This window comes from Sporofaciens musculi, from assembly GCF_009830285.1.
Classification (GTDB): Bacteria; Bacillota; Clostridia; order Lachnospirales; family Lachnospiraceae; genus Sporofaciens; species Sporofaciens musculi.
Genome location: NZ_WUQX01000001.1, coordinates 2,371,922 through 2,397,600, shown reverse-complemented (window position 1 = coordinate 2,397,600; position 25,679 = coordinate 2,371,922). Strand labels below are relative to the sequence as shown.

At 44.3% G+C, this 25,679-nt stretch carries 25 protein-coding genes; 7 read left to right on the top strand and 18 right to left on the bottom strand.

Annotation, left to right across the window (positions count from 1 at the left end):
* Positions 1 to 38: 38 nt before the first annotated feature.
* From GN277_RS11900 to GN277_RS11845, 12 genes are all read right to left on the bottom strand, one after another.
* A complete protein-coding gene (locus tag GN277_RS11900; protein WP_159751237.1) occupies positions 39 to 695 on the bottom strand; it encodes a phosphatase PAP2 family protein in 657 nt (218 codons plus the stop codon).
* A 19-nt stretch (positions 696 to 714) separates the two neighbouring features.
* Positions 715 to 2,310, bottom strand: a complete 1,596-nt coding sequence (locus GN277_RS11895) for an AAA family ATPase (protein ID WP_159751236.1) — start codon at positions 2,308 to 2,310, stop codon at positions 715 to 717.
* Between the two features lie 133 nt (positions 2,311 to 2,443).
* Positions 2,444 to 2,881: a DUF3795 domain-containing protein gene (locus GN277_RS11890; RefSeq protein ID WP_159751235.1), complete on the bottom strand. Its 438-nt coding sequence runs from the start codon at positions 2,879 to 2,881 to the stop codon at positions 2,444 to 2,446.
* Positions 2,882 to 3,044: 163 nt separating this feature from the next.
* On the bottom strand, positions 3,045 to 3,533 hold the full coding sequence (locus GN277_RS11885) for a GNAT family N-acetyltransferase (protein ID WP_159751234.1): 489 nt from the start codon (positions 3,531 to 3,533) through the stop codon (positions 3,045 to 3,047).
* Positions 3,534 to 3,563: 30 nt separating this feature from the next.
* Complete coding sequence (locus GN277_RS11880) at positions 3,564 to 4,151, bottom strand: MATE family efflux transporter (RefSeq protein ID WP_159751233.1); 588 nt, start codon at positions 4,149 to 4,151, stop codon at positions 3,564 to 3,566.
* A gap of 77 nt (positions 4,152 to 4,228) precedes the next feature.
* Positions 4,229 to 5,068 (bottom strand): AraC family transcriptional regulator, encoded by an 840-nt coding sequence (locus GN277_RS11875; RefSeq protein ID WP_159751232.1) that lies wholly within the window; start codon positions 5,066 to 5,068, stop codon positions 4,229 to 4,231.
* Complete coding sequence (locus tag GN277_RS11870; protein WP_159751231.1) at positions 5,065 to 6,324, bottom strand: BaiN/RdsA family NAD(P)/FAD-dependent oxidoreductase; 1,260 nt, start codon at positions 6,322 to 6,324, stop codon at positions 5,065 to 5,067. The genes GN277_RS11875 and GN277_RS11870 overlap by 4 nt, the downstream gene beginning before the upstream one ends.
* A 9-nt stretch (positions 6,325 to 6,333) precedes the next feature.
* Positions 6,334 to 6,858, bottom strand: a complete 525-nt coding sequence (locus tag GN277_RS11865; RefSeq protein WP_159751230.1) for a HEPN domain-containing protein — start codon at positions 6,856 to 6,858, stop codon at positions 6,334 to 6,336.
* Between the two features lie 4 nt (positions 6,859 to 6,862).
* A complete protein-coding gene (locus GN277_RS11860) occupies positions 6,863 to 7,207 on the bottom strand; it encodes a nucleotidyltransferase domain-containing protein (RefSeq protein ID WP_244324689.1) in 345 nt (114 codons plus the stop codon).
* Positions 7,204 to 8,505, bottom strand: a complete 1,302-nt coding sequence (locus GN277_RS11855; protein WP_159751229.1) for a methionine gamma-lyase family protein — start codon at positions 8,503 to 8,505, stop codon at positions 7,204 to 7,206. Before GN277_RS11855 ends, GN277_RS11860 begins: the two co-directional genes overlap by 4 nt.
* A gap of 70 nt (positions 8,506 to 8,575) precedes the next feature.
* Positions 8,576 to 9,397 (bottom strand): hypothetical protein, encoded by an 822-nt coding sequence (locus GN277_RS11850; RefSeq protein ID WP_159751228.1) that lies wholly within the window; start codon positions 9,395 to 9,397, stop codon positions 8,576 to 8,578.
* Positions 9,397 to 9,639, bottom strand: a complete 243-nt coding sequence (locus GN277_RS11845; RefSeq protein WP_159751227.1) for a helix-turn-helix domain-containing protein — start codon at positions 9,637 to 9,639, stop codon at positions 9,397 to 9,399. The genes GN277_RS11850 and GN277_RS11845 overlap by 1 nt, the downstream gene beginning before the upstream one ends.
* A gap of 136 nt (positions 9,640 to 9,775) precedes the next feature.
* Here GN277_RS11845 and GN277_RS11840 point away from each other — a divergent pair, with 136 nt between their 5' ends.
* Entirely contained in the window at positions 9,776 to 10,993 is a 1,218-nt protein-coding gene (locus GN277_RS11840; RefSeq protein WP_159751226.1) for an HsdM family class I SAM-dependent methyltransferase, read from the top strand.
* Between the two features lie 5 nt (positions 10,994 to 10,998).
* Positions 10,999 to 11,643 (top strand): restriction endonuclease subunit S domain-containing protein, encoded by a 645-nt coding sequence (locus GN277_RS11835; protein WP_159751225.1) that lies wholly within the window; start codon positions 10,999 to 11,001, stop codon positions 11,641 to 11,643.
* Positions 11,644 to 11,706: 63 nt separating this feature from the next.
* Here GN277_RS11835 and GN277_RS11830 read toward each other — a convergent pair whose 3' ends face one another.
* The 6 genes from GN277_RS11830 to GN277_RS11805 form a co-directional block, all read right to left on the bottom strand.
* A complete protein-coding gene (locus GN277_RS11830) occupies positions 11,707 to 11,997 on the bottom strand; it encodes a hypothetical protein (protein ID WP_244324688.1) in 291 nt (96 codons plus the stop codon).
* Positions 11,994 to 12,935, bottom strand: a complete 942-nt coding sequence (gene miaA / locus GN277_RS11825; protein ID WP_159751224.1) for a tRNA (adenosine(37)-N6)-dimethylallyltransferase MiaA — start codon at positions 12,933 to 12,935, stop codon at positions 11,994 to 11,996. Before miaA ends, GN277_RS11830 begins: the two co-directional genes overlap by 4 nt.
* A gap of 3 nt (positions 12,936 to 12,938) precedes the next feature.
* The gene (gene mutL, locus GN277_RS11820; RefSeq protein ID WP_159751223.1) at positions 12,939 to 14,996 is read right to left on the bottom strand and encodes a DNA mismatch repair endonuclease MutL; all 2,058 of its coding nucleotides are present in this window, start codon (positions 14,994 to 14,996) and stop codon (positions 12,939 to 12,941) included.
* 40 nt (positions 14,997 to 15,036) lie between these two features.
* Positions 15,037 to 17,682, bottom strand: coding sequence for a DNA mismatch repair protein MutS (gene mutS, locus GN277_RS11815; protein WP_330587234.1), 2,646 nt, complete (start codon positions 17,680 to 17,682; stop codon positions 15,037 to 15,039).
* Positions 17,683 to 17,776: 94 nt separating this feature from the next.
* Positions 17,777 to 22,960 carry a DUF4132 domain-containing protein gene (locus tag GN277_RS11810; protein WP_159751222.1) on the bottom strand — a complete coding sequence of 1,728 codons (5,184 nt, stop codon included), beginning with the start codon at positions 22,958 to 22,960 and terminating at the stop codon, positions 17,777 to 17,779.
* Positions 22,961 to 23,016: 56 nt separating this feature from the next.
* Positions 23,017 to 23,433, bottom strand: coding sequence for a hypothetical protein (locus GN277_RS11805; protein WP_159751221.1), 417 nt, complete (start codon positions 23,431 to 23,433; stop codon positions 23,017 to 23,019).
* A 170-nt stretch (positions 23,434 to 23,603) separates the two neighbouring features.
* Here GN277_RS11805 and GN277_RS30170 point away from each other — a divergent pair, with 170 nt between their 5' ends.
* The 5 genes from GN277_RS30170 to GN277_RS11785 all read left to right on the top strand — a co-directional run bounded on the left by GN277_RS30170 (position 23,604) and on the right by GN277_RS11785 (position 25,669).
* Positions 23,604 to 24,041 (top strand): hypothetical protein, encoded by a 438-nt coding sequence (locus GN277_RS30170; protein ID WP_244324687.1) that lies wholly within the window; start codon positions 23,604 to 23,606, stop codon positions 24,039 to 24,041.
* A gap of 231 nt (positions 24,042 to 24,272) precedes the next feature.
* A complete protein-coding gene (locus GN277_RS30165) occupies positions 24,273 to 24,458 on the top strand; it encodes a hypothetical protein (protein WP_244324686.1) in 186 nt (61 codons plus the stop codon).
* Positions 24,459 to 24,521: 63 nt separating this feature from the next.
* On the top strand, positions 24,522 to 24,704 hold the full coding sequence (locus GN277_RS30160; RefSeq protein ID WP_159751220.1) for a hypothetical protein: 183 nt from the start codon (positions 24,522 to 24,524) through the stop codon (positions 24,702 to 24,704).
* A gap of 202 nt (positions 24,705 to 24,906) precedes the next feature.
* On the top strand, positions 24,907 to 25,404 hold the full coding sequence (locus tag GN277_RS30155) for a hypothetical protein (RefSeq protein ID WP_244324685.1): 498 nt from the start codon (positions 24,907 to 24,909) through the stop codon (positions 25,402 to 25,404).
* 67 nt (positions 25,405 to 25,471) lie between these two features.
* A complete protein-coding gene (locus tag GN277_RS11785) occupies positions 25,472 to 25,669 on the top strand; it encodes a hypothetical protein (RefSeq protein ID WP_159751219.1) in 198 nt (65 codons plus the stop codon).
* Positions 25,670 to 25,679 lie beyond the last annotated feature (10 nt).

The following is a 25,679-nucleotide window of genomic DNA, read 5'->3' as shown; positions in this document are numbered from 1 at the left end:
GCTTTTATCTGCCGCAAAAGCTTGCGTCTTCGTATCCTTTACCGCTTTTTTGGAAACATTGATAAAGCAGAATACAGTCCCATAATCAGTGCGCCGCTGATTAATAAGCCCCCTATAATATCCGTGAACCAATGGGCGCCTGAAATCAGCCGGCCAATTACCATTACTGCCATGATGATAATCGAAACAATTTGGATAATGATATTAATCTGTCTGTCTCTAATCAGAATATTGCACTCCAGCATGGCGGCGGCCATAAAACAGCAGGCCAGCATGGTATGGGAGGAAGGATACGAGGCCTCCAGATACCCGTTAATCAGAATCGGTCTGTAGTTCACGATGTAGAATTCAAAGAGAACATACACCCCTATAGTGGCTGCATAAAAAACGCCAAGGGCGATGATGCTCTTATCCACCTTAAAGAGACTTTTTCTACGGACAAGCTGCATCAAACCGATTACTGCAAAAATCCCCGCTGTGGACAGCGGAACAAAACCGAGCCAATATGTAATCGAATACCAAAGCCTGTGGACTCCCAGTTTTTCATGTACAAGAGCGTTCACAGAGGCGAAGCCTACGCTCGAACTCTTGGGGCCAATGGTATGGACATCCACGGTTTGTACTAAAACTGTGAAAAGAATAAACAGAAGCACCCATATTCCAGTAATAATTAAGTTTCCGGTTTTCTTTTGCATGATATCTTCCTCGTTTCTTTCAGTTTAGTTTCGTGCGCTCGATCACACAAGTATGCTTCTTTGATCTTCTGTCATAACTGATTCCTGCAAGAAGCAGATTTCCCTGGTAATCCTTCAAAGCGTCTACATATTTCCTGTCTTTTATCTGAGCGATTGCACCAGTTACGTCTTTATCCCATTTAAGCTCAATCACCACAGCCGGCTTATCCAGATGCAATTTCCTCGGTATAAGGCAGATATCCGCAAAGCCTTTCCCACCTGGCAGCTCCCGTACAATCGTATAATACTCTCTGGCAAAATAGAACGCCAGGTTAATCGTACAGCTTAGTGAATTCTCATCATTATACTTGAGAAATGAAATCTCTTTATGGGCGTGGTCAATACCATCTGCCACAGCCTGGCTATCCATCTGCCACAGCGCTCTCAGAAGCTTTCGGGAGGCGTTCACCGAATGGATGACCTCGTGCCAGTCCATGGTGCTGATGGCATTCACATACTCCTGTGAAACCTCCTTGTTGGGAATGGAAACCGTTTCCTTTGCGCTGTCATAAGTCAGGTATCCCAGATGCACCAACAGCGTTAAGACATCATCCTTAGTTGCGAATGTAGTCATATCATTTTCAAAGGTCCCTGTGTTAATACGTACTTCTTCTCTTGCCAGCATACGTATCACATCATTCTTTAGGCCGTCCATATCCATCTGGATATAAACCTTAAGGGCCTCATAGGTTTCAGTCTGGTTCCAGTATGTCCCAAATCTATGCCTGAGCATTGCCTCCACCACGGACTTGGGGCTGTACATACAATAATGAAGGTCACCCTTTCTGGTATGGGTTACAAGACGGTAACCGTCGTACCATGCCTTTGTTTCTTCAAAACTCATCTCATACTCTCTGCAAAGGACCTCCACTTCATTTTCAGTGAAGCCGAAATATTCAGCCAGCTCGCCAGGCGCCGTCATGGAATACTCGATAAACATATTAAGGGCAGAGTGAGAGCCGTATTTCTTAATGGGAAGGATTCCGGTCATGTAGGCTAATGCTACGTAATCCTTATCCTTTAGCCATGCCCTGAGGAAATCAAGGTATTTCTTCTGGGCATCTTTGTCTTGCTGGTACTCACGGAACAGACAGTCCCACTCGTCAATTAATATAATAAAAGAATGTTTTGTTTTGGCAAAGATATCCTTCATAACCTGAATCAGATTATCCTCATCCCGAAAGCGCACATTTGCAAAATAATCTTTCAAATCAAAAATAAGATATTCACAAAGTTTAGACAACATTTCATCTACACTGTTAGTTACGCTTAAAAAATCCTGCATATTAATCTGAATCACATCATATTGCTTCAAATGCTTTCTATATGATTCTGAATGGCTGATTTCTAAATTCTCGAATAATTCTGCCGAACCTTCGCTTTGGCCATAGTACGCAGCCAGCATGTCTGCTGCCACCGATTTTCCAAAACGCCTTGGCCGGCTGACACAGATAAACTTCTGCCGTGTATTCAGAAGCCTATTCATTTTTTCAATCAGACCTGTTTTATCTATATAGATTGCGGAATTCAAACTTTCCCGAAAACCCTTGCTTCCTGGATTCAGATAGCTTCCCATAGATGACCTCCATTTTGATTATTCCTAATTATCATGGAGTTTATTATACAACAAAAAGGCTGCCGTATAAAGCGTAAAATATACTTAAAACTGGATTTTGACCTATCATGTAATTTTCTTGGTACTACATTGTTCACCCGATTTTCTTATATAGGACAATCTCTGGGTCTGCCCCTTCGCACCCATATTCACACACAAGAAGATACTGCTCGTCGGCAACCAGGCCATAACATCTGTCACTCTTTGGAATCTCTATCTGATTTCCCAAATATACGTTGTTATCCTTAAGAAATTTTACTAACTGTCCATTGGGAAGCGTATACTCCAGATTAACAAAAAAACCATTCAGCAACTCCAAGTCATTAACCTGCAAATATGGGATACCAAGTGAGTTAATCTCGGCAATCAGGCTATCCTTCAGACGAAAAAATGCCTCTATCCCTTCTTGCTTTATACATTCAGCCGCAACACACCTGCCTCCAAAGGGATGGCCGTCTGTCTTTGTACAGCCGCCGCAATCCTTCTGTCTGTCACATTGATGGCAGCAGTCCATTTTGCATATTGATGACATAAATTACCCTCCTAGTAATCTTCTATTTCATTTGTAAATCATTGTATATTATACAGCATCTATCTGCAATATGGAAGAAAGCAACTGTCAAGAGCCTAAATACATCCGCAGAAAATCACAGATTTTGAGCAAATATCTTCCGTACCAGATGATGATATGTCAATCATAAACTCAAATCCTTTTTCATATAAATAGACGTATCCATTGGACTGTCATTATAGCTCTCAATCTCATAAAATCCATACTCCTGATAAAGATGGATTGCACTCTTAAGAAAAGGCAATGTATCTAACAGCATATGGGAATACTTTTCCCTTCGTGCATCATCTATGATCCTTTGGACAAGCTGATTCCCGATCTGCTTTCCGCGAAACTTTGGCCTTACATACAGCCGCTTCATCTCACAATTTCTATCATCAAGCCTCCTAAGCCCAATGCACCCCGCCAGCTCATGGTCATAATACACCAGATACAGCCTGCCATAAGGAAGCCCGTATTTACTCTCCAAATGCTCTAATTCTTCGTCATAATTCTGAATGTCAAGATATTCCTTAAACGAAGGATCACCGGCAATCAGCATATCCGTATACTCTGAAAAAAGCTCTCCCACCTCCTTCGGATACCCGTAGGCAGGAACAAATTCTAATCCCATAATATTCACCTCACAACCTCTATTGTATTTTCATTGTCGGGAACGCAAAAAGTACAACGTAATCCCAAGGGTAATCCCTTCTGTCACAGGCGCGGCCAGCCACACCCCTGTCATTCCAAACAGAAACGGCAGAGTGAAGATACATGCCAGCAGAACCACCAGCCCACGGGACGCAGAAATCACAGCAGACTCAAAAGCGCGGCCTGTGGCAGTATAATAAAACGATGTAATAGCATTTACACCTGAAAAGAAAAATGAAGTCATAAAAATCAGCATCCCCGATTGAATCATTCCTTCTACACGTTCATTTTGCACGAATAACCTGCTGTACCATTCCATTCCTGCCGCCATCAGAAGGAAAACAACTATTCCTGCGCAGCAGACATAGCGATTCGTCCGCCTCCGGATATGGGCGGCAAGTATCTTCTCCTTAGCGCCATAGGCAAAACTAATCAGCGGGCTTGTGCCCTGCCCGAATCCCACAATCACCATACTAAACGCATACGCCACATATCCTGCAATCGTAATCAGAGAAGTAAGAACCATGGAGATGATCGCCGGAATCGAAAACTGCCATATCATCTTTGTTGTGTCCTGTTTTAACTGCTCCAAGTTCATAAAAAATTCCTCCTTTAATCATGTAATACACATCCATTATAAGAAGGAACCTAATAATATACTTCTGAATTCTTGCCCTATTCTTTCACAGGAATACAGATATCCAACTCCATATACATCGTCTCACTATCTACCGCATGGTAAATGTCAAACAGACTTTTCGTCGCGTCCAGTTCATAAGAGGTCTTTGGCAGCCATACCAGAAATATGGTCTGATATGCCGCATAAATCTGCTTTGCGTGTCCCTTAAAATGATACACAATACATCTTCCGCCCTGAATCTTTGCCGTATTTTTAAGGGCACAATCCTCACCGACGCTCATACAGACATCATACAGACAGTGTCCGGCGCTTGTCACAGCCGGATCGTCATACGTTCTCTCCAGAAGCTTAGTCTTTGCTGTGATATACTCCTGATATTTTTCGATAAAACCATCCCAATCTCTTCTGAGATCCTCATAACTGCCAAAACGCCTCTCATAAATCACATAATAATCCGGAATATTTTCAATGGTTATCTTGCTGTCACAGACTTCAAAGCTCTCCGCCTGCCAGCTTTCGTGATGAAAGAAGGGATGGGCCATGGAGGAAAAACAGCTCTGTCTTCTCCAATCAACGGGCGTCATGCTATAATGCTTGCGAAACGCCCAACTGTAATTGGACGAGCTGTAGCCATAGTCTGCACCAATCTCCGTAATCCTTCGTTCCTGCTCTGTCTTGAGCCGAAACGCGCTCTGCTCAAGCTTCACCCGTTTGATAAACCCGTAGACACTCTCCCCTGTCTGCTCTTTGAAAAGGCGGCTAAAATAATACTTTGAAAAATGACTATATTCTGCCACATCCTCAAGGGTTATATCTTCTTCGATATGTTGTAAAATATAGTCGATGGCCTGGTTGATTACTTCTTTTGTAATCATTTTTTCTTCCTCATAACAGACGCTTTTCCTGCGATACATCCGGTAGCCCACGCCCACTGCAGGTTAAACCCTCCGCAGATACCGTCCACATCCAACAATTCCCCCGTAAGATATACGCCTTTCGTACGCAGAGATTCCATTGTCTGAGGACAGACCTCCTTCGTCCGCACTCCTCCGGCGCAGACCTGGGCGTTTTCAAATCCATTGGTGTCCTGAATCGTAAGGATAATCCGCTTACACTTCTTTGCAACCGTCTGAAGCTGGCCTTCACTCAACTTTGATACTCTCGTCTGCATTTTTACTCCTGCCATCTCCAATATCCGCGGGACTAATTTCTGGTTAAATATTCCCGTAAGCCATTCTTTCGCAGTCAAATCATCTCGCTTATCCCCCATTTTCACAAGTAACCTGTATACCTCATCTTCTGAATATTCCGGAAGTAAATCAAGCAAAACCTCAGAACGCTTCTTTTGATGAAGCCCTAACGCAATAAAACGACTGATCTGGAATACTGGAATACCAGAGATCCCATATGCGGTAATCTGCACTTCACCCGTATCCGACGCAGCCTCTTTACCGTCTATAAGGGCCGTCACCTTTGCCTCTGTGCGTACGCCTGACGCCTTGGCAAAAGGATGAGCCTTTACTTTTAGCTGTACCAGTGCAGGTACAATGCAAGTGACGCTATGCTTCAGAGCCTTAGCCAGTCCATATCCGCTGCCGTCCGAGCCAAGAGAAGAAGCCGCCTGCCCGCCGCTGGCAAGAATCAATCGGTCTGCCTTAAACGACTTAACTGAGCAAGTCTCCTCTGTCCTGATACAAAAATTCTTACCCTCCCACGCAATAGACGCCACCTTGACGTTACAATAAACCTCCACTCCAAGACGTTTTAATTCCAACTCAAGAAGCTCAAGCACAGCCGAAGCCTGGTCAGAACGGGGGTAAACATAATCTCCCCGCAGCTTTACCACAAGCCCGATAGATTCAAAGAATTTTAATGTATCTTCATAACTAAACGCTCTTAAAACTTCCTCCACAAACTGGATATTTCCTCCGCGGTAACAGACTTTTGCACAGGAAGGCACAGCCTGACGGTTCGTCAGATTACACCGACCGTTTCCCGTAGCAAGAAGCTTTCTGCCGATTTTCTCCTTCTGCTCTAAGATAAATACTTGGGCCTTTCTGTCGTTTCTTGCCGCCGTAATTGCCGCGGCAATCCCAGAAGCGCCTCCTCCGATAATACCAATCCTTCTCATGATACCCGCCTAATTATAAGATTTAATCTTTTTTTTGAACATGATATAATAACAGTTTAACTCAAAATCACTGCATTCTCTTTTCTTTTCCGGTAAACAGTTAAGCAGCATTTCTTTCACAGCCCCATCCTCAAGTTCTTTTCTCAGTTCATTCTGAAGTCCATTCACCTCAAAAAAAATTCGGATTTCTTCCATAGCAGCATCCAATTTCCGTTTCTCCACAAGAAAATCCATATCATATCGAGTCTGGGCTTCCCACTCGCTCAACATTTCTGAATGCTCGTCAATCCAGTCTGTAAGAGTAAGATTCGCCCCATTGTCATATACCATTTTTACCAGTTTGGAGATTCTATGTGTATTGGGAACCGTCACGCCTACACACTCTAACGCGCCCTTTAATATCTTCTCAACTGCCTGCTGTAAATGGTATGCCGCATTATTTAGAATCATTTCATCATGATAGGGATGCTTCCAAATCATTGCCGCTGTCTCATAATCCAGCTTCGCACTCCGAAACAGTCTGACATCACACATCTTCTCACCTCTCAAATAACAGTAATCCTGTCTGTTCAATTTCATGATATAATCTATTATCATGAGATAGGTTTGTAACAATATCTATTTCACAGTCTAATTCAGGAACATATTCGAGCTTTTTTCCAGAATCAAATTTTTCAATATAAATATCCATATCACTGGCACTGTTGCATCTAAATTCCAGAGAACTCCCAAACAGTACTACTCTACGGATATTTTGGTCTTTTGCAAGTTCATAAATCAGTTTCTCTACCCTGCCCTGCATCAATGGATGCACTCGATTGGCATCTGGAAAAGCAATTCCTTCCATAACCGGAAAATCCCACATATCCTTGGTCTGCTTCATAATACCACCACGCCCTTCCGCACCAGATACTCAAGCGACATTAAGATTCCAAGCCTGCCATGATGCCATGTAAGCCCGCCCTGAAAATAGACTGCATAAGGCGGCTTAATCGGCCCGTCTGCACTCAGTTCTATGGAGGACCCTTGTACAAACGCCCCCGCCGCCATAATCACATCACTGTCATAACCAGGCATTGCCCAGGGAATAGGCGTCACGAAGGAATCCACAGGCGCCGCCGCCTGGATTCCCTTACAGAACTCAATGACTCCCTCCGGCTTTCCAAAGGTCACGGCCTGAATAATGTCATGTCTGCTCTCACTTCCATTAGGCACCACGAAAAACCCAAGCTTCTCATATATATTTGCCGCAAAAATCGCCGCCTTAAGGGCACTGGCCGTCACAGTGGGCGCAAGAAACAGCCCCTGATAAAAAGACTGCATCACGCCAAGGGAAGCCCCTACCTCCTTTCCAAGTCCAGGAGAAGTCAAACGGTATCCGCAAGCCTCAATCAAATCCTTCCTGCCTGCAATATAACCGCCGATTGGCGCAAGGCCGCCGCCGGGATTCTTAATCAAGGACCCCACCACCAGATCCGCGCCCACATCGCTTGGCTCAATGGTTTCCACAAACTCCCCGTAACAGTTATCCACCATACAGATGATATCCGGACGAATCTCCTTGACAAATGAAATCAGCTCGCCAATCTGCTTTACGGAAAAGCTGGGTCTGGTCTGATAGCCCTTTGACCTCTGAATCGTCACCAGCTTTGTGTTCTCATGAATTGCTTTGCGTATATTTTCATAGTCGAATGTACCGTCCGAAAGAAGCTCAACCTGGGAATAGGAAATTCCATATTCTGCAAGAGAGCCCTTGGAGGGACGGATGCCAATGACCTCCTCTAAGGTGTCGTAGGGCTTCCCAACAGGCGACAGCAATTCATCCCCAGGTCTTAAATTGGCGCTTAAAGCAAGGGCAAGGGCATGGGTTCCGCAAGTAATCTGTGGACGCACCAGCGCGCTCTGCGTATGAAATACGGAAGCATACACATCCTCCAGGGTGTCTCGTCCCGCGTCATTATAGCCGTAGCCGCTGGCATAGTGGAAACATCCTTCGCTGACCTGGTTCTTCTGCATGGCGTGAATCACCTTAAGCTGGTTATACTCCGCCACCTCATCAATGGCGGCAAACCTCTCTTTAAGCCCTGCTTCTATCTCTCTGCCAAATTTAAGAACCTCTTTTCGGATTCCTAATTCTTTATATAGTGAAGTAATACTCGTATCATGGGTTTCATTTATCATATCGTCAATTTCCTCCTCTATGTATGTAATATTTATTTTAACCAGTTATTATATAGTTTTTTAATAATAATTATTTTTCAAAGAAAACAGTAAAATGAGCAGGTTTAATGTACTCTTGAAGCGGACCATATGGAATTCTCTTTAGTTTACCGAAATTTGTATCTTCATTCAAATCTTTTCCTTCATTTTCTTTTCGCCCATATGATGAATAATCAACAGGCTGACATAGGTTCATTTTTCTCTTTCCTTGTTTGCTAAGTATTGTCGGTGTTTCAAATTGGCCAAACCAGCCGCCATGAGAAGCATACATGCGACGATCTCTTGCCAAAATACATTCATATATAGGAAATACATCAAAATCAATAATTGTAGGAGAAAAAAAGTCTGGTTTTGCTCTATTTTCCATCAGTGCATAAGCGATCACCAATAATAAATCCTTATCCGCCTGTATATTCTTAAAGGTTACTTTCCCTGTTAATCGGGCAGAAGGCTCTCTTGGCGTAGGAGGCTTCTTCATCTTAACATTGGGGTTATCTACAAATAAAAGCTTCAACTCAAGTCTTTTTCCAGAAGTGTGCAAATAATCAGGATATCCTTCTCTTTCTCCGAGAATCCCCTCGTTTTTATACAATCCTACGGTATCAAATGTGTTCGATTCTGTAATTTTAGAAAGTTGGGGAATACAAGCATCCATCAGAGTTCCGATTATTGTTCCGATCTGAGATGGTTCAAATGCCAGCAAAATCTCCTTTGGGATAGACAGTATATGAAACTGTACTCCAATTAATGGCTGCAATGCAATTTTTATATGTGCAATATCTTCAGCATTCACCACAGACGAAGCATGGTCTTTAACATATGCCTCGTATTCCACTTTGGTCATAAAAGCCATTAGCTGTTCCCTCCTAAATATTTTTCTGGTAAAATATCAGACACCGATACACCAAGCGCATCAATCCATGAAAGTAATTCAACAACATCCAACCGACGTTCTCGGTTCTCAACTTTTGAAATAAATGACTGCGTTACATTTAGCAAATTCGCCATTTCTGCCTGTGTTATATTTTTGTTTATGCGGATGGCTCGTAAGACAGAAATAATATTAATGTAATCATCTGTATAGATACTTTTCATACAAGTCCTCCTTTTTATGTATTATATATTCTAAAACAGAATATTCCAAATTAGAATATAATATATACTAAAGACCATTGTCTTTACTTTTTTGAGATAACATGTTATTCTTAATTTCTAAGAAGGAGAGTTCACTATGGCGAAAAGAAAAACAACACATATTGAGACATTCGCTGCTGCATATAAACGTTTAGAAGAAGTCATGTTGGCAAACTCTGGCGAGAATGAGTTTGAAGAAATATTTAAAATCATTCTTATTAAATTGTGGGAAGGTCTGCATAATACGAATAATATACATACTTTAGATAAAGCTAATGGTTTGTTGACAATCATTGACGCCAACTGGCCTGGAGTCCTTATTGACACAAAACTTAAGATCTTAGATGAGCAATTTTCTGTATGCATTGACATTATTAAAAATTTCTCATTTACAGAAGATGGATATGAAGGAATTGACAGCATTTTCGAGTATATTATTTCTCGTGAAAAAAAAGGGACCAAAGGACAATTTTTTACCCCCCGATACCTGGTTGACTTTTGTGTTGATATACTGAATCCCAAACCTAATGAGAGTATTTTAGACCCTGCTGCGGGCTCAGGCTCATTTCTCTACCACGCTTATTTACATGGTAAGATTAACGGCACAGATTTATGGGGATTTGATTTTGATAATACGGCTGTAAGAATTGCTCGGCTGTTGATGCATGTTGGTTCAGTCAAAGGCGCCCACATCCATAAACTAAACAGCCTTCTAAAAAATGACGTACGGGTATCACTTTTTGAGAAAGGTAGCTGTGAACCTTCTACAACCATAGAAGATATTTTAAGAATCGAAAAGAAAAAAGATTTATTTGATATCATTATTACAAATCCCCCCTTTGCCGGTGAAATCATTGAACCTGATCTTTTGAAAAGTTACAATATCTCTTATGGAAAAGCAAGAATTGAGAGAGATGTTCTTTTTGTGGAAAGATGTATCAGTCTGCTAAAATTGGGGGGACGGATGGCAATCATCCTTCCCGACAATATTTTTGGCAGTAAGGACAATGAAGTATTGCGACGCTGGATCTATGACACATGCCGAGTCATTGGAGTCATCGGTATACCAAGAAATGCTTTTATGCCGCACACGGCCATAAAAACAAGCATCCTGTTCTTACAGAAGCGAGAACAGAAAAGAAAATTTTCAGAAGAAGTGTTTTTCGGAATCAGCGAACAATCCGGAAAAGACAGCCGAGGCAATCTGTTATTCAAAGATGAAAAATCAAGAACATGGAAAAATGTTGAACATGACTTAGACCAAATTGCTTCCGAGTTTAAAACATTTCTCATGACTGAAGGAATTAGGTGGTAATGAATATGGCTATATGTGTAATCAAAAAAACAACTCACTTAGGGCCTCTATTTGTATTGACTCCAGAAAGATATAATCCTAAAAGACATATGAATTTACCGGATGAAAATAATGGCGTTCTACTGTCTGAAATCATTACATTAGAAAATGATATTGTTACATCTAAAAAGAATTCGTCTGATTGGCATCAGATAAATACCTCCGATGCAATGAGTGGATATTTAAGAATTCCATCCAAGCCAGGTAAACTAAACAGCAATAAAAAAATTCTAAAGCATGGAGACGTTATCATCTCACGCCTGCGCCCTTATCTTCGTCAGGTTGCGTATGTCGATATAGACACAGACGAGCCGATTTGCGCTTCAACAGAATTCTATATACTGAGAGCAAGAAATCATGAATCCATTGCTTTTTTAGTTCCTTTTTTGCTTTCCAAAGCGGTTCAGATTGTTTTTGCAAATTCTGTAGAAGGAAGCCAGCATCCCAGATTCAAGGAAAATGATCTCTTGAACTTGGTTGTCCCCTCCCAGTTATTTGAGGAAAGGGAGAAAATTTCACAAGATATTGAGAAGGCTATTACCCGATATAGAGAATATGAAAAATCATTAGAAGCAACAATTAGACATGTTAATAATATAATGCCTATATAAGATAAAAATCCTCCAAGCTTCCACTTCCTGGAGGATTTTATTTAAAATTATGATATTTACAGTTTACACCCACGAATCCAAAATCTTTGTCCTCACAACCGCACATTTTGCGTCAAACACAGGATTCAGCGGTTTGATCTGCATAATTACCTCCGCCGCCTCCTTATACTTCTTCATATCATAAAGCAGCGACGCCCTATTCAGCTCAAACAAAGCCTCCTCCCCCTTATCCCGAATCAAAGGTTTAAGAGCCATCAATTCCCGATAAGTAGCCTCCGCATTCTGAGAACGGGCATAGACCATCAGCAAAGTATTCATTTTCTTAATAAACTTACTCCGAAATAATTTTCTCAACCCAGTTCGCCCCTTACATATCTTATCATATCGTGGAGGATTCTGTCTTCGTCATAACCATATTCATCCTTATTAAGCCAGATAACCTCACGTTCCCTCTTAAACCATGTAATCTGCCGCTTTGCAAAATGTCTGGTGTCCCGTTTCAGCCGGTAGATTGCTTCCTTGAGACTTAACTCCCCCTCCAGATAGGCAAGAATTTCCTTATATCCAAGCCCCTGCATGGACACCATGTCCCTGGTGCAGCCCATGCTCTTAAGAGCCTCCACCTCCTTTACAAGCCCATCCTTTAGCATCTGATCCACCCGTCTGTCAATTCGTTCATACAATCGATTCCTGTCATCATTTAGCACAAAATAGACAAATTGGTACGGCGATTCCTTCTGCCGTTCCCTTTCGTTATGCTCAGAAATCCGTTGTCCTGTCTGGTGATAGAACTCCAGGGCGCGGATGATCCGCTTCACATTATTGGCATGAATCTGCTCTGCCGCCATTTTATCAACTAAGCGCAATTTCTCGTGAAGAACCTGCCCTCCCTCCTTACGGGCAATTTCTTCAAGCTCATGGCGGTAGGAAGCGTCCCCGTCATTTTCCGAAAAATCAACGTCATAAAGCAATGCCTGAATATAAAATCCTGTCCCGCCTACCACAATAGGGATATGCCGACGAGCGTAAATTTTTTCCATTGCTGCCTTTGCCATCTGTTGAAAACGTACGACGTGAAATTCCTCAAAGGGCTCCAACTCATCCACCAGAAAATGAGGAATCCCTGCCATCTCCTCAGGACGAATCTTGGCAGAGCCGATATCCATATGCTTATAAACCTGCATGGAATCCGCGGAAATAATTTCCCCGCCGATTTCTTTGGCAAGCTTAATGGAGATTTCCGTCTTCCCGACAGCCGTAGGCCCTGTCAGAACTACTAATGGTTTCTTCATAATTTACACAATCCTTTTAAATTTCTTCTCCAACTCCCGCCGGCTCATGGCAATGATGGTGGGCCTCCCGTGAGGACAGTGATAAGGATTCTCAAGGGTGAGAAGCTCTCCAATGAGCGTATCTACCTCTGCGGCTGTCAGCTTCATATTCCCCTTTACAGCCGCCTTACAGGACATGGAAGCAATCTTCTCATCAATCAACTCCGGAGAAAGATTCCGGTTCACCTCGTCCGACAGGCTGTCTAGCATCTGCAAAAGCAACTCCTTCTTCGCAATACTGAACAGGTTGTCCGGAACCGCCCGAATCACAAACGACTCCTGCCCGAAATCCTCAAACTCAAACCCAATCCGTAGGAACTGCTCTTTATATTGGTTAAAAAGCTCTGCCTCCTGCATACTCAACTCAAGAATCAACGGCGGCGTAATCATCTGAGAGGTAAACTCTCTGGTTTTCATACTTTTTAAGGTTCGCTCATACAAAACCCGTTCGTGGGCGGCATGTTGGTCGATAATATAGAGGTTGTCGCGGTACTCCACCAGCCAGAACGTCTCAAAAATCTGCCCGATCAGATGATACTCGTCCTTGGCCTCTCTTGTGAGCAGCTTTTCCTCAAATAAATTTAACTGCTTTGGTTCTTCTGTCTTTTTAGCATATTTCACAGTCTCGCGGATACGGTCAGACTGTACCTCTGGCTTAAAAATCCCGTTTCGGCAAGTAACCTTAGCAGATGCTCTCTGGCTGTGGTACGCCTTTACTCTCTCCTGCATCTTCCCCATAAAATAATCCAGATTCCGTTCTGACGGAGGCGGCAAAGCCTGTTCCCTCGCCTTAGTCTGAACTGTACCCAAACTGGCGCCAATGCTCTCAACCGGTTTACCGCCATCCTTCAAAGCCTGCGGTTCAACCGGATTTTGCACATTCTCCTGCCCTCTTGCGCCGTCAATACCAGACATCCGTTTAAGCCCCTCGAATGGAAGCCGATTTTCTTTAACCTTCTCTATCCTATTATTATTTCCAGAATCAGTTCCCTGATTCCCTTTCGGCGCATCCAGCTCTACATGAGGAATCAACTCCTCTGCATGAAGCCCTTTATTTACCGCCTCATACACCCGATTATAGACCTCCTGCTGGTTATGGAAACGAATCTCCATCTTGGCCGGATGCACATTGACATCCACGCCCTCCCCGTCGATTTCCATATGAAGTACTACGAAAGGATACTTATGCTGCATGGAGAAATCCTTGTAGGCGTCCTCAATGGCTTTTGAAACAATTTGATTCTTCACATAACGTCCATTAATAAAATAATTTTCAAAATTCCGGTTTCCTCTGGAAATAAGGGGCTTTCCCAGGAATCCGGTAATCCGTATTCCCTGACTCGAAAACTCTGAGCGAAGGAGGTTAGAGGCAATTTCCCGCCCATAGACGTGATAAATCACATCCTTAAGGCTTCCATTTCCTGAAGTATGAAGTTTTGACTGTCCGTTATTAATAAACTGAAAAGAAATCTCTGGATGGGACAGGGCAAGCCTTGTCATCAAATCCCCCACATGGCTTGCCTCCGTCATAGGTGTTTTCAAAAACTTCCTTCTGGCAGGCACATTATAAAACAACTGCCGAATCAGAAACGTAGTTCCGTCCCTGGCCCCTGTATCCTCAATATCCACTTTGCGCCCGCCGTCAATCCGGTATCTCGTCCCAAAGGTCTGCTCTCCTGTCTTTGTGATTAACTCCACCTGGGAAACCGCCGCAATACTGGAGAGCGCCTCGCCGCGAAAGCCTAAAGAGCCAATATGAACCAAATCCTCCACAGAACGAATCTTGCTGGTAGAATGGCGCAAAAACGCATTGGGAACCTCCTCTCTTGCAATGCCGCACCCATTGTCCGCAATACGAATCAGAGATATTCCACCGTCCTGAATCTCCACCACAATGGCTGTTGCCCCAGCGTCAATGGCGTTCTCTGCTAACTCCTTGACCACAGAGGCCGGACGCTCAATGACCTCGCCCGCCGCAATCTTATCTATTGTAACCGTATCCAAAACCTGTATCTTACCCATCGCTAATCCTGCTCACCTCCTGCCAAAATAACAATCCCGTTTACCAACGATTCTTAAGCTTATTCTGTAACTGATACAAGGTATTGAGTGCATCAATCGGCGTCAGATTCCCAAGGTCCAGATTCTTAATCTCATCAATCACGTCATCATCCCTTACCGTATCAAACAGCGACATCTGCGCCAAATCCACCTCGTCATAATGCTTAGGTTTATCCGGCTTTTCATGGCCGTGGTTTGCAATATCCTTAATCTTTTCCGTGATATCCGCCTGCACCAGTTCTTCTACAATCTCCTTTGCACGGAGGATGACAGACTCCGGCACCCCTGCAAGCCTGGCAACTTGAATTCCGTAGCTCTTGTCCGCGCCGCCTTTTACAATCTTGCGCAGGAAAATGATATCGTCACCCTTCTCCTTCACGGCGATACAATAGTTATTGACATTGTGAATCTTCCCCTCAAGCTCAGTCAGCTCATGGTAGTGGGTGGCAAACAAAGTCTTTGCCCCAAGAAGCTTACTGTTGCTGATGTGCTCAATCACAGCCCAGGCAATACTTAAGCCGTCAAAGGTGCTGGTTCCCCGTCCAATCTCATCCAGAATCAAAAGACTTCTGCTGGTGGCATTGCGCAGAATATTCGCAACCTCCGTCATTTCCACCATAAACGTACTCTGTCCGCTGGCCAGATCGTCAGACGCGCCCACCCTGGTGAAAATCCGGTCCACCAGCCCCATATCTGCACTGGCGGCAGGAACAAAGGAGCCAATCTGGGCCATCAGGACAATCAGCGCAGTCTGGCGCATATAGGTAGATTTCCCCGCCATATTCGGCCCTGTAATTACAGAAATCCGGTTCTTCTTATCATTCAAAAAGGTATCGTTTGCAATAAACATATCATTGGGAATCATTCTCTCCACCACAGGATGACGCCCATCCTTGATGTCGATAACGCCCTTTTCATTGATACTTGGACGCACATACTGATTCCTTTCCGCCACCAGCGCCAGAGACGAAAAAGCGTCCAACTGAGCCACGGCCCTTGCGCTTGACTGGATTCTTAAAATCTCAGCTCCGATTTTATCCCGCACCTCGCAGTAAAGCTGATACTCCAATGCATATAATTTATCCTCCGCCCCAAGGATGGTATCCTCAAGCTCCTTCAGCTCTGGAATGATAAAACGCTCTGCATTGGCAAGGGTCTGTTTGCGGGTATAGTAATCCGGCACCAGATTCTTAAAGGAATTGGTCACCTCAAGATAATAGCCAAACACTTTATTAAAACGAATCTTCAGATTCTTAATGCCTGTCTTTTCACGCTCGTTTGCCTCAAGCTTTGCAAGCCACTCCTTTCCGTCCGACTTCGCCAAGCGAAGCTGGTCCACCTCTTTATCGTATCCCTCTCGGATAATGCCTCCCTCTCTCATGGCAATGGGCGGCTCATCCTTAATGGCGCTTTTTACAAGCTCGCAGAGATCCTCCAATGTGTCCATGCTCTCATACAATTCCCGAAGAAGGGGCGATTTCATTTCCTGTAAAATATATTTGATATGGGGCAGCATAGCCAGAGAATGTTCAAATGCAATCAGATCCCGCGGATTTGCCGACTGATATGTAATCCGGCACACCAGACGCTCTAAGTCATAGATAGAAGAAAGATATTCCCGAATCTCCTCGCGGGAAATGGCGTTGTCCTTTAACTCCTCCACGGCATCTAGGCGGCGTTCAATCTCCTTTTTGTCGATCAAGGGCTGCTCGATATGCCTGCGCAGCGCCCTGGCCCCCATAGCCGTCTTTGTCTTGTCCAGCACCCAGAGTAAAGACCCCCTTTTTTGCTTCTCACGAAGGGTCTCGCAAAGCTCAAGATTCCTTCTGGTAGAACTGTCAAGGAGCATATATTTCCCTGTAGCATAGACCGAAAGCCTGGTAATGTGGGACAAATCCCTCTTCTGGGTCTCAATCAGATACTTAAGCAGCGCCCCCGCTGCAATTACGCCGCAGTCATAGTCCGAAAGCCCCAGACCCTCAAGGCCCTTTACATGGAAATGGTCTGTAAGGGTCCTCTGGCAGATGGTATCGTCAAAATACCATGCCTCCAGGGAATACAACGTAATCCCCAGCTTTTCCTTTAACAATTCCAAATCCATGCCACTCATATAGAAAGCCTCGTTGCACACAAGCTCTGAAGGCATAAACTTGTAAATCTCGTCGAACAACTTCTCCGCCTCTGTAAGCTCTGTGACCATATATTCCCCAGTAGTCACGTCCGCAACTGAAAGCCCGTAATGGTCTGCAAGGTAGACCACGCACATGATATAGTTATTCTTGGTCTCATCCAATGCCTGGACATCCAGGTTCGTCCCTGGCGTCACAATCCGCACCACGTCCCGCTTTACCAGCCCCTTTGCGGTGGCCGCATCCTCCATCTGCTCACAGATTGCCACCTTATATCCCTTGGAAACCAGACGATTTAAATAAGCGTCTACCGCATGGAAAGGAACGCCGCACATGGGTGCGCGTTCCTCAAGTCCGCAGTTCTTTCCGGTCAGGGTAATCTCCAACTCCTTCGACGCAGTCAGAGCGTCGTCAAAAAACATCTCGTAAAAGTCTCCCAATCTATAAAACAGGATGCAGTCCGGATACTCCTTCTTTGTCTCCACATATTGCTGCATCATTGGTGTTAATTCCGCCACTGTTGTACCTCTCTTTTGTAGTATTCTGCTCATTTGCTTATTCATTATAGCATTATTCCCTATAATAAAAAAGATAAATTTTTATTTCATTCCCCTACTTTATCTGTGACAGAATATTAGGGTCTTTGATCTTTGTATCCTCTGCAAAAAGAAGAAGCTTGGACATAATCTCCGCAGTTTTTGGGTCATCGTCAATAAACGGAAGGAAAATCCGCCCTCTGTGCTGTGAATGTACAGGCACCACAAACAGCATAGAATTCCCAACCTGATGCACCACGCCGCTTCCCAGGTGAATGGAATACTGCCCAAGCTTTCCGTCGATCATAGCATGATTCCCCTTAAGACGGACATTCTTAAGCCCGAACAGCTCAAGATTACATCTGGCAATGTCCCTTCGCATCTCAATGGTGGAATGGCTGGTCTCAGGGTCCACGCTGCCTGCATGGGCCACGCTTACGGCCAGGTCCACATCCCGCATGACTTCACTGTAAATGACATCCGGAATCTCTTTAAGCTTTAGCTGCTTTCCCGTTTTCCTGTGGGAGAATACCACCCACTCAAGAGTAGGGGCCTCCACATCGCTGGGGGTAAACCAATCCGTCATGGCATAGATACAGGCAATGATATTTTCCTTATAGTAAATCTTCTGAAGGCCATCCTCATAATCCGCAACCCACCTGCGGCCCTTGAGGGCGCCTACCGTCTTCTGAGGCTCTATCTGGTTGCCGGAGAAGATTCTGGATTCACATTTTTCCATTTCCTCGTCAAGTTTTAAGTACAGCTCACGGAACACCTGCTTAAATGGCTGCTTAATCTGCTTATCAAACAATAGCTTCTGGTATTCATGCCAATGGCCGCTTATGTACAAATCAAAGGGATGGGCAATCCACACCTTATCGTCCGGCTTAATGGGACTTACATTTCCTGTGTCGTCCACAATCCCCTCTTCTGTCAAAAATCCTATTTTAAACCGGTCTGCCCCCTCTTTCTTTGAGCCAGGCCCTTTTCCTTCTGCCAAGACATTTTCTAAAACGGTTCGCACAACCAGAAATTCCACAATGGGACGGGCCACAGGATTGGACTTCAACTCCCGCAATTCCCATACCTGGAATTCTGTCCGATCCTCCATGGCCTGCTCCATCATTTGTTTTGTACGGCTATACTGTTCCTTTAACTTTTTAGTGACCTCCTGGTATCTAAGAACCGTCTCGTTCTTCTTATACTTCGACGGAACAGACTTTAAGAGCTTATCATTCTTCCTACATTTCAGCGAGCTCCTTCCGTTCTCATCCACAGACACCATCAACTCAATGCCATCCTCCACAGGCTGCCATTCAAAATAGGCCGAAGACTGTTCCGTAAGCTTCCCCTCCATCCGCAGTACAAGGCGGGTCACATCCGTAAAGCCGGCGTTTACGCTTAAGTTGCGAAGCGCAAGCTCTGCGGCGCGCCCCTCGCTTGCCCGACGCTGCGCCCCAAACTGCCTGCTCTCCTTCTTAAACTTCTGAATAAACTGGTAGCGGTCTAAAAGCTCGTTTTCCCGATCTGCTTTCAGGTTTCCAAGGGGAAGAAGCCCTATACTCATCAACAAATCTTTATTTCGTTTCGCGTCTATCTCTGCTTTCAAATCCTCCTTCTCAACATTTCCGAGGGCGGCGTTTGCATATTTGCGCGCCCTTGTGTGAGCCGCGCCGCTTGAGGAATATTTTGCCGCGTCATAGATGAGTTTAAAATCCTTCTCCCCCACATTTTCATAGGCTTCAAAAAACCAATGAATATCGAACGCCCCATCCCTAAGTTCTTCTGGGGAAAGTGGTGTGTATTTCGCAATCACACTGGTAACCTGGTCGTCAAACCCTTCGCTGGTATGTGCCATAAAATAATAACATGTGCTTGCAAAGCCTGAAATTCCCAGATAATCTTCAATCATCGGAATCCATTGCTGCGCATACATGGCAAGCTCGACTAGCCGCTTTTTGGTAATATCCGTCCCCTTAAGAGCCTTCTTCAAATCTTTGGCAGTTTCCTCTGGCTTAGGCATACAGACCTTAAGCAGATGACTTAGCACAGACCCCCTATCGCTGCTTGAAAAATAGTAACTGAATCCCCGCTTTAACGTTTCCTTCCCCAACGCCGTCAAAATCTGAATCATATAGTCAATGCCATAGATGACCCGTATCTTATGGATATGCTCAGAAAAGGCTGTGGGCTGCTCTCCCCTCTTTAACTCCACACTTAAGATCAGGGGTATGAGTTCCCCATATAGCTCATGGGCAAAGGCCATCTCTGCCATATCCCCCAAGACATCAAAACGATATTTCCCGTCAACAGGCTTGATAACATTGTACCCAAAGAATGAATTCAATGCATACACCCGCGCCGTTCGTAAGGAAACCGCCCCCTTTTGTTCTACGGTACTAATTGGCTCTAACAGGCTTCCCAAATCTGAAAACATGAAAATCGCCTTATAAAATAACTCCTTATCCCATACCTTCTTCACATAGCATTTTACATAATCGGAAATCCCAAGATAACATTTCACAGTACTTTGGTAGGAATACTGCTGGTTCTTCTCTCTGTCCCCTTGCTCTAAATAGTGTTTCTGAAGCCGGAATCTCAAGGTGAATGCGCTTCCCCAATCCTTCTCCTCTGTCAAAGAAAGACAATGAAGCATATTGGCAAAGATAGGAAGCTCCACCGCCCGCTTGGTATAAACAATGTTTTCTCCATTCCAGTGCCTGTGCTTCACCGGAAAAATATCGTTAGAGGTATTCAGTATAGAGAGGAATTTTGTCATTCCTTTAAGCGCAAAATCAGCCTTTAAGGAATCCGGAATATACTGGTTAGCCAACACAGAAATCACCGTCCATGTCTGGCTCATATAGGGAAGCTCACTCACAAAATTTTTAAAAATCTGCTTCCCTCCGAATACCTGCTGATACAGCTCATAGTTGTACTTATAAAAACTACTCTGTATACAGCACTGACGGTATAGCTCTACCTCCAAGAGAAGCTTGGGATTACCAATCTCCTTTTGGTAGAATTCCTCCCACATCTCACGAAAGGGGTATTCCTCCAGAGGCTTTGCATTGGGGTCGTCGTGAATATACCTTGACTTTTTCAGCTCATTTCCAAGAAGCTCATCCTGGTCCCAGGCAGTCTTATAGGACAGCGTGGCATGATCTTCAATCAACTGAGACAGCTTCTGGCACACGCGGATACATGCTTTTTCTCCATAGGTAAACAACTGGTCTGCCTGGTTGGAAGGAATCTCTAAAGGCGGCAGAACCCAATCCTTCTCAGGGTCATACAAGCCATACCCCGGCGTGTTCAGGATATCCTGCGCCTTGCTTGCGCCCTCTAAAATTTCCCCTAAAAGCACCTGCTCTTTTCCGGTAGGATTGGGAAAATCCCGCAGATGGGGAAGGATTTCCTCCAGACATTTTCTGTCCTTATTTTTCAAATATAGCGCAAGGTCCAGGGCGCCCATACGGCATTCCTCGGATTTTAACCCAAGGTTCCTTACGATACAGGCGGCCAGACTTTTTCCATCCTGCTTCCGCAAAAGAGCCAGAGTCCCCTGCCGACCCTTCTTATACTTGAGATTTTTTTCAATGGAAATATAATCCTCCGACGCCAACTCCATATCATCCGCCAGATGATAGGCCTCCTCGTTGGTATATTCCTCTGCGTTATGTAAAAGCTCAAACAAGACCTTTTTTCTTGCCGCAGACTTGGGACGATAAAGCAGAAGCCTGGCGGCCGCCGACCTGGACATGCTGTAATAACAATATCCCTCGCCCTGTCCAATCAAGGGAATAAAACCTGCCGCTTCATCCAACACCTCATCCTCCTGGAGCATCCATGCAATCAAACAAAGCCTGGCGGCAATCCCAGACGGACCTAAGGATACCTGGTGCCAGGGAAAGATACATGGGGAAAGAACCAATCCCTTTTTAGGTATCTTTTTTAACATCTCCTTCAAAATCCCATAGCAAAGCCTGGCCTCCTCCTTGCCTTCAAAGAATTCCTTGGGATTAAGCTTCTTAGGCTCAATGACCTTGCCCCTTCGGTAAGAATAAGAGTTGCTGTCCTCATCCTTTACAAGACTGTAAAAATAGGAATTTACAGTCTCCATAAAGCTGGGCATAAAGCAAGCCGCCAACTCCAAATCCTCAGGATAACTAAAAATCACCTCTTTCGCGGCCCTCATCTTCAATTTTGTATCCTGAATGGACATAATAAAGTAAGAGGCAGTCATCTTCTGGTGCTTCGTGCCATGGATTATGAGACGACGCACAGAGTCCACAGCCTTTTCGGCGTCATAGAACCCCTTTGCCCAGAGGGCGCAGCTAATGGCTACTGAATCCTCTGTGGATAGCTGTTCATCACAGAAGGCAGCATCCCCAAGACATTTCCCCATCAAGCCAAGAAGCTTCTCACTCATCCTTTCTGCGCTTTTCTCATTGAAAATCCCAATCCAGGTGGCGGCCGCCCGTTTTACCGATGAATAACGGATGAGGTTATGCTCCTCAATGACATGAAACAGATGAAGAAATGCCTCAGGACGTCCCGCGTCCATGGTCTCGCAGACTGCCTGACGCGCCCCCTCCTGGAGTCTGGCCGCCACAAGGAACTTGCCAAGAAGGTCGTACAACTCCTGGTTTTTGCTCATCACGATTCCGCAGATAAGGTTGTGGCTAATCATGGCCGTGTTCCCTTCCCCAAGGAGAATCTCCCTGACAGCCTTGATTGTCTCCTCATTTCCCCTGTCAATCTGTGCTGCCAGTATTTCTGCATAAGAAAAAAACGTGTTTCTTACTTGGTCGTAAATCATTGGGTGGACATTTCCCATTAGAAAATCTGCCAGGCTGATTCCATAAAAATCTAACAGCCCGTAGGTACGTAGCACTTTGATGCTCTGCTCTACAAAAGGCACATAGCTTTTGGAGCGCAGACTTCTTCTGTACCACCCTGCCGTCATCTGGTACTGGTTCATTGCGTCTAGGGCTTCGTAGAATTCCTCTCGGCTGCTTTTTGGAACGCAGGCCTTTACCACTTCAGAAAACTCCCCCTTATAGAGCCCGCTTAATGTGTGGTAAGCTCCTTTTTCCAGAAGCTTCTCCATAGAACGGCAGACCTCCTGGGGCGCGAAATAACAGTAGAAAGCCGGAAGCATCTCCTTCTCCTCATTGGAAAGGCGCTTTCCCTTCTTCTCAAAATGCTTTTCCCATGCTTCTTTTAATTTTTCTTTTGTCTCATATGTAAATTCCGCCATGACCTTTCCTTTCTGGGTTTTTCAACCGTTTTGCTCTGCATTTTCTTATTCTTGGCCTAACCAGATAACATGGTAAGGCGTATCAGTGTAAATACCAGGCCCTCCTTCCAGGGTACCTTGTCATCAAGCCCTGTCATCTCCTCATTTCCGGCAAAAACACGGTAGATTCCGTCCTCAAAGCTTTGAATTGTATTCTCCACCGCCTGAGTGGCATTGGCTTTTGCCCCGCCGTGAACGCCAAAAGATACCTTTCCTTGTACTGCCTGATTTGCAATCGCCTCTTTTGTCAGAAAAGGCAGCAGCCCTCCTTCGTCTTTTCTTGCGTTATAGTCCTTTACGCCAAGCTCTGTCAGCCCAACCAGCAGTTCTCTTAGGGTTTCCGGCTTTTCATTCAAAACGAAGGGCGTGGGGGGCAGCTCTTTCAGCATCCGTCTGCCTGGCTTCTTCATTCTTACATAAATGGTAAATGACATGTTGTTTCCTCCGCTTTTGTGTTATATATTTAAGTATACTTAGGAAGACTTAAAATGGCAACTTCTTCTTTGGGATTCTTTGCTGTGGGTTGCCTATTTTACAGGGGGATGGTAAAATAAAATCAAGAACAACTGCTTTTTGTGAACTTGCAGATTGGAGGTGACAGCCCTTGGCAGAGCATTTAGAAACCATGGCGATTCAATGGCATTTGGGCTTTTTGGGCGCCGCTGAGATTGAGTTAATATCCAATAAGGAGGATTTGGAATTCCTGCGTGAATTTCAATTAAGCAAAGAGCCTCTGCGCATGGATTTGCTGATTATTAAAAAGCCGGATAAAGTCCGGATTCACAATGAAATCGGACATATTTTCAAAAGATATAATGTCATTGAGTACAAAAGCCCAGATGACGGACTGTCCATCGACGATTTTTATAAGACCATTGGTTATGCCTGTCTCTATAAGGGACTCGGTGAAAGCGTTAATGAGATTCCTGCCGAAGAACTGACGGTTTCCGTCTTTCGGGAAACCTATCCAAGAGAATTATTTAAGGCTTTGAAAAATCTGGGGCTAATATTGAACTGCACTCTCAGGGAATCTATTATATAAAAGGGCAGATGCTTTTTGACACCCAGGTCGTTGTGACTGGTCAGCTTAAAAATGAAGCCCACCGCAGTCTGCGAATTCTTTCCAAACACGCCCAAAAAGAGGATGTCCAGGCATTTATTGCAGAATCTATGAGGCTTACTGCACCAGGAGACAGGAATAATATTCGCCATTTTACAGGTAAGCGCATCTGCAAACCGTGCATTGTATGAAGAAGTAAGGAGGGATTCAAATATGTGTGAAGCGTTAAAAGAACTGATGAAAGATGAGATTGAAAAAGAACGGCAGGAAGCGGCTCAGGATACTATACTTGAAAATATTAAAAGCCTGATGCACAACTTAAATTTTTCGGCTGAACAGGCTATGGCTGCCTTAAATATCCCTGTCCCCAACCGTTCAGGATATATTTCAAGACTGTGATTTTGCTAATCCATTACATTTACAACTGCTTTTTGTGAACTTGCAGATTGGAGGTGACAGCCCTTGGCAGAGCATTTAGAAACCATGGCGATTCAATGGCATTTGGGCTTTTTGGGCGCCACTGAGATTGAGTTAATATCCAATAAGGAGGATTTGGAATTCCTGCGTGAATTTCAATTAAGCAAAGAGCCTCTGCGCATGGATTTGCTGATTATTAAAAAGCCAGATAAAGTCCGGATTCAATGATGAAATCGGACATATTTTCAAAAGATATAATGTCATTGAGTACAAAAGCCCAGACGACGGACTGTCCATCGACGATTTTTATAAGACCATTGGTTATGCCTGTCTCTATAAGGGACTCGGTGAAAGCGTTAATGAGATTCCTGCCGAAGAACTGACGGTTTCCGTCTTTCGGGAAACCTATCCAAGAGAATTATTTAAGGCTTTGAAAAAATCTGGGGTTAATATTGAACTGCACTCTCAGGGAATCTATTATATAAAAGGGCAGATGCTTTTTGACACCCAGGTCGTTGTGACTGGTCAGCTTAAGAATGAAGCCCACCGCAGTCTGCGAATTCTTTCCAAACACGCCCAAAAAGAGGATGTCCAGGCATTTATTGCAGAATCTATGAGGCTTACTGCACCAGGAGACAGGAATAATATTGACGCCATTTTACAGGTAAGCGCATCTGCAAACCGTGCATTGTATGAAGAAGTAAGGAGGGATTCAAATATGTGTGAAGCGTTAAAAGAACTGATGAAAGACGAGATTGAAAAAGAACGGCAGGAAGCGGCTCAGGCTGCGGCTCAGATTGCAACGCAGGATACCATACTTGAAAATATTAAAAGCCTGATGCACAACTTGAATTGGTCGGCTGAACAGGCTATGGCTGCCTTAAATATCCCTGTCCCTAACCGTTCAGGATATATTTCAAGACTGTGATTTTGCTAATCCATTACATTTACAACTGCTTTTTGTGAACTTGCAAGAAGTAAGGAGGGATTCCAATATGTGTGAAGCGTTAAAAGAACTGATGAAAGATGAGATTGATAAGGAAAGGCAGGAAGCGGCTCAGATTGCAACGCAGGATACCATACTTGAAAATATTAAAAGCCTGATGCACAACTTAAATTTTTCGGCTGAACAGGCCATGGCTGCCTTAAATATCCCTGTCCCTAACCGTTCAGGATATATTTCAAGACTGTGATTTAGGTGAA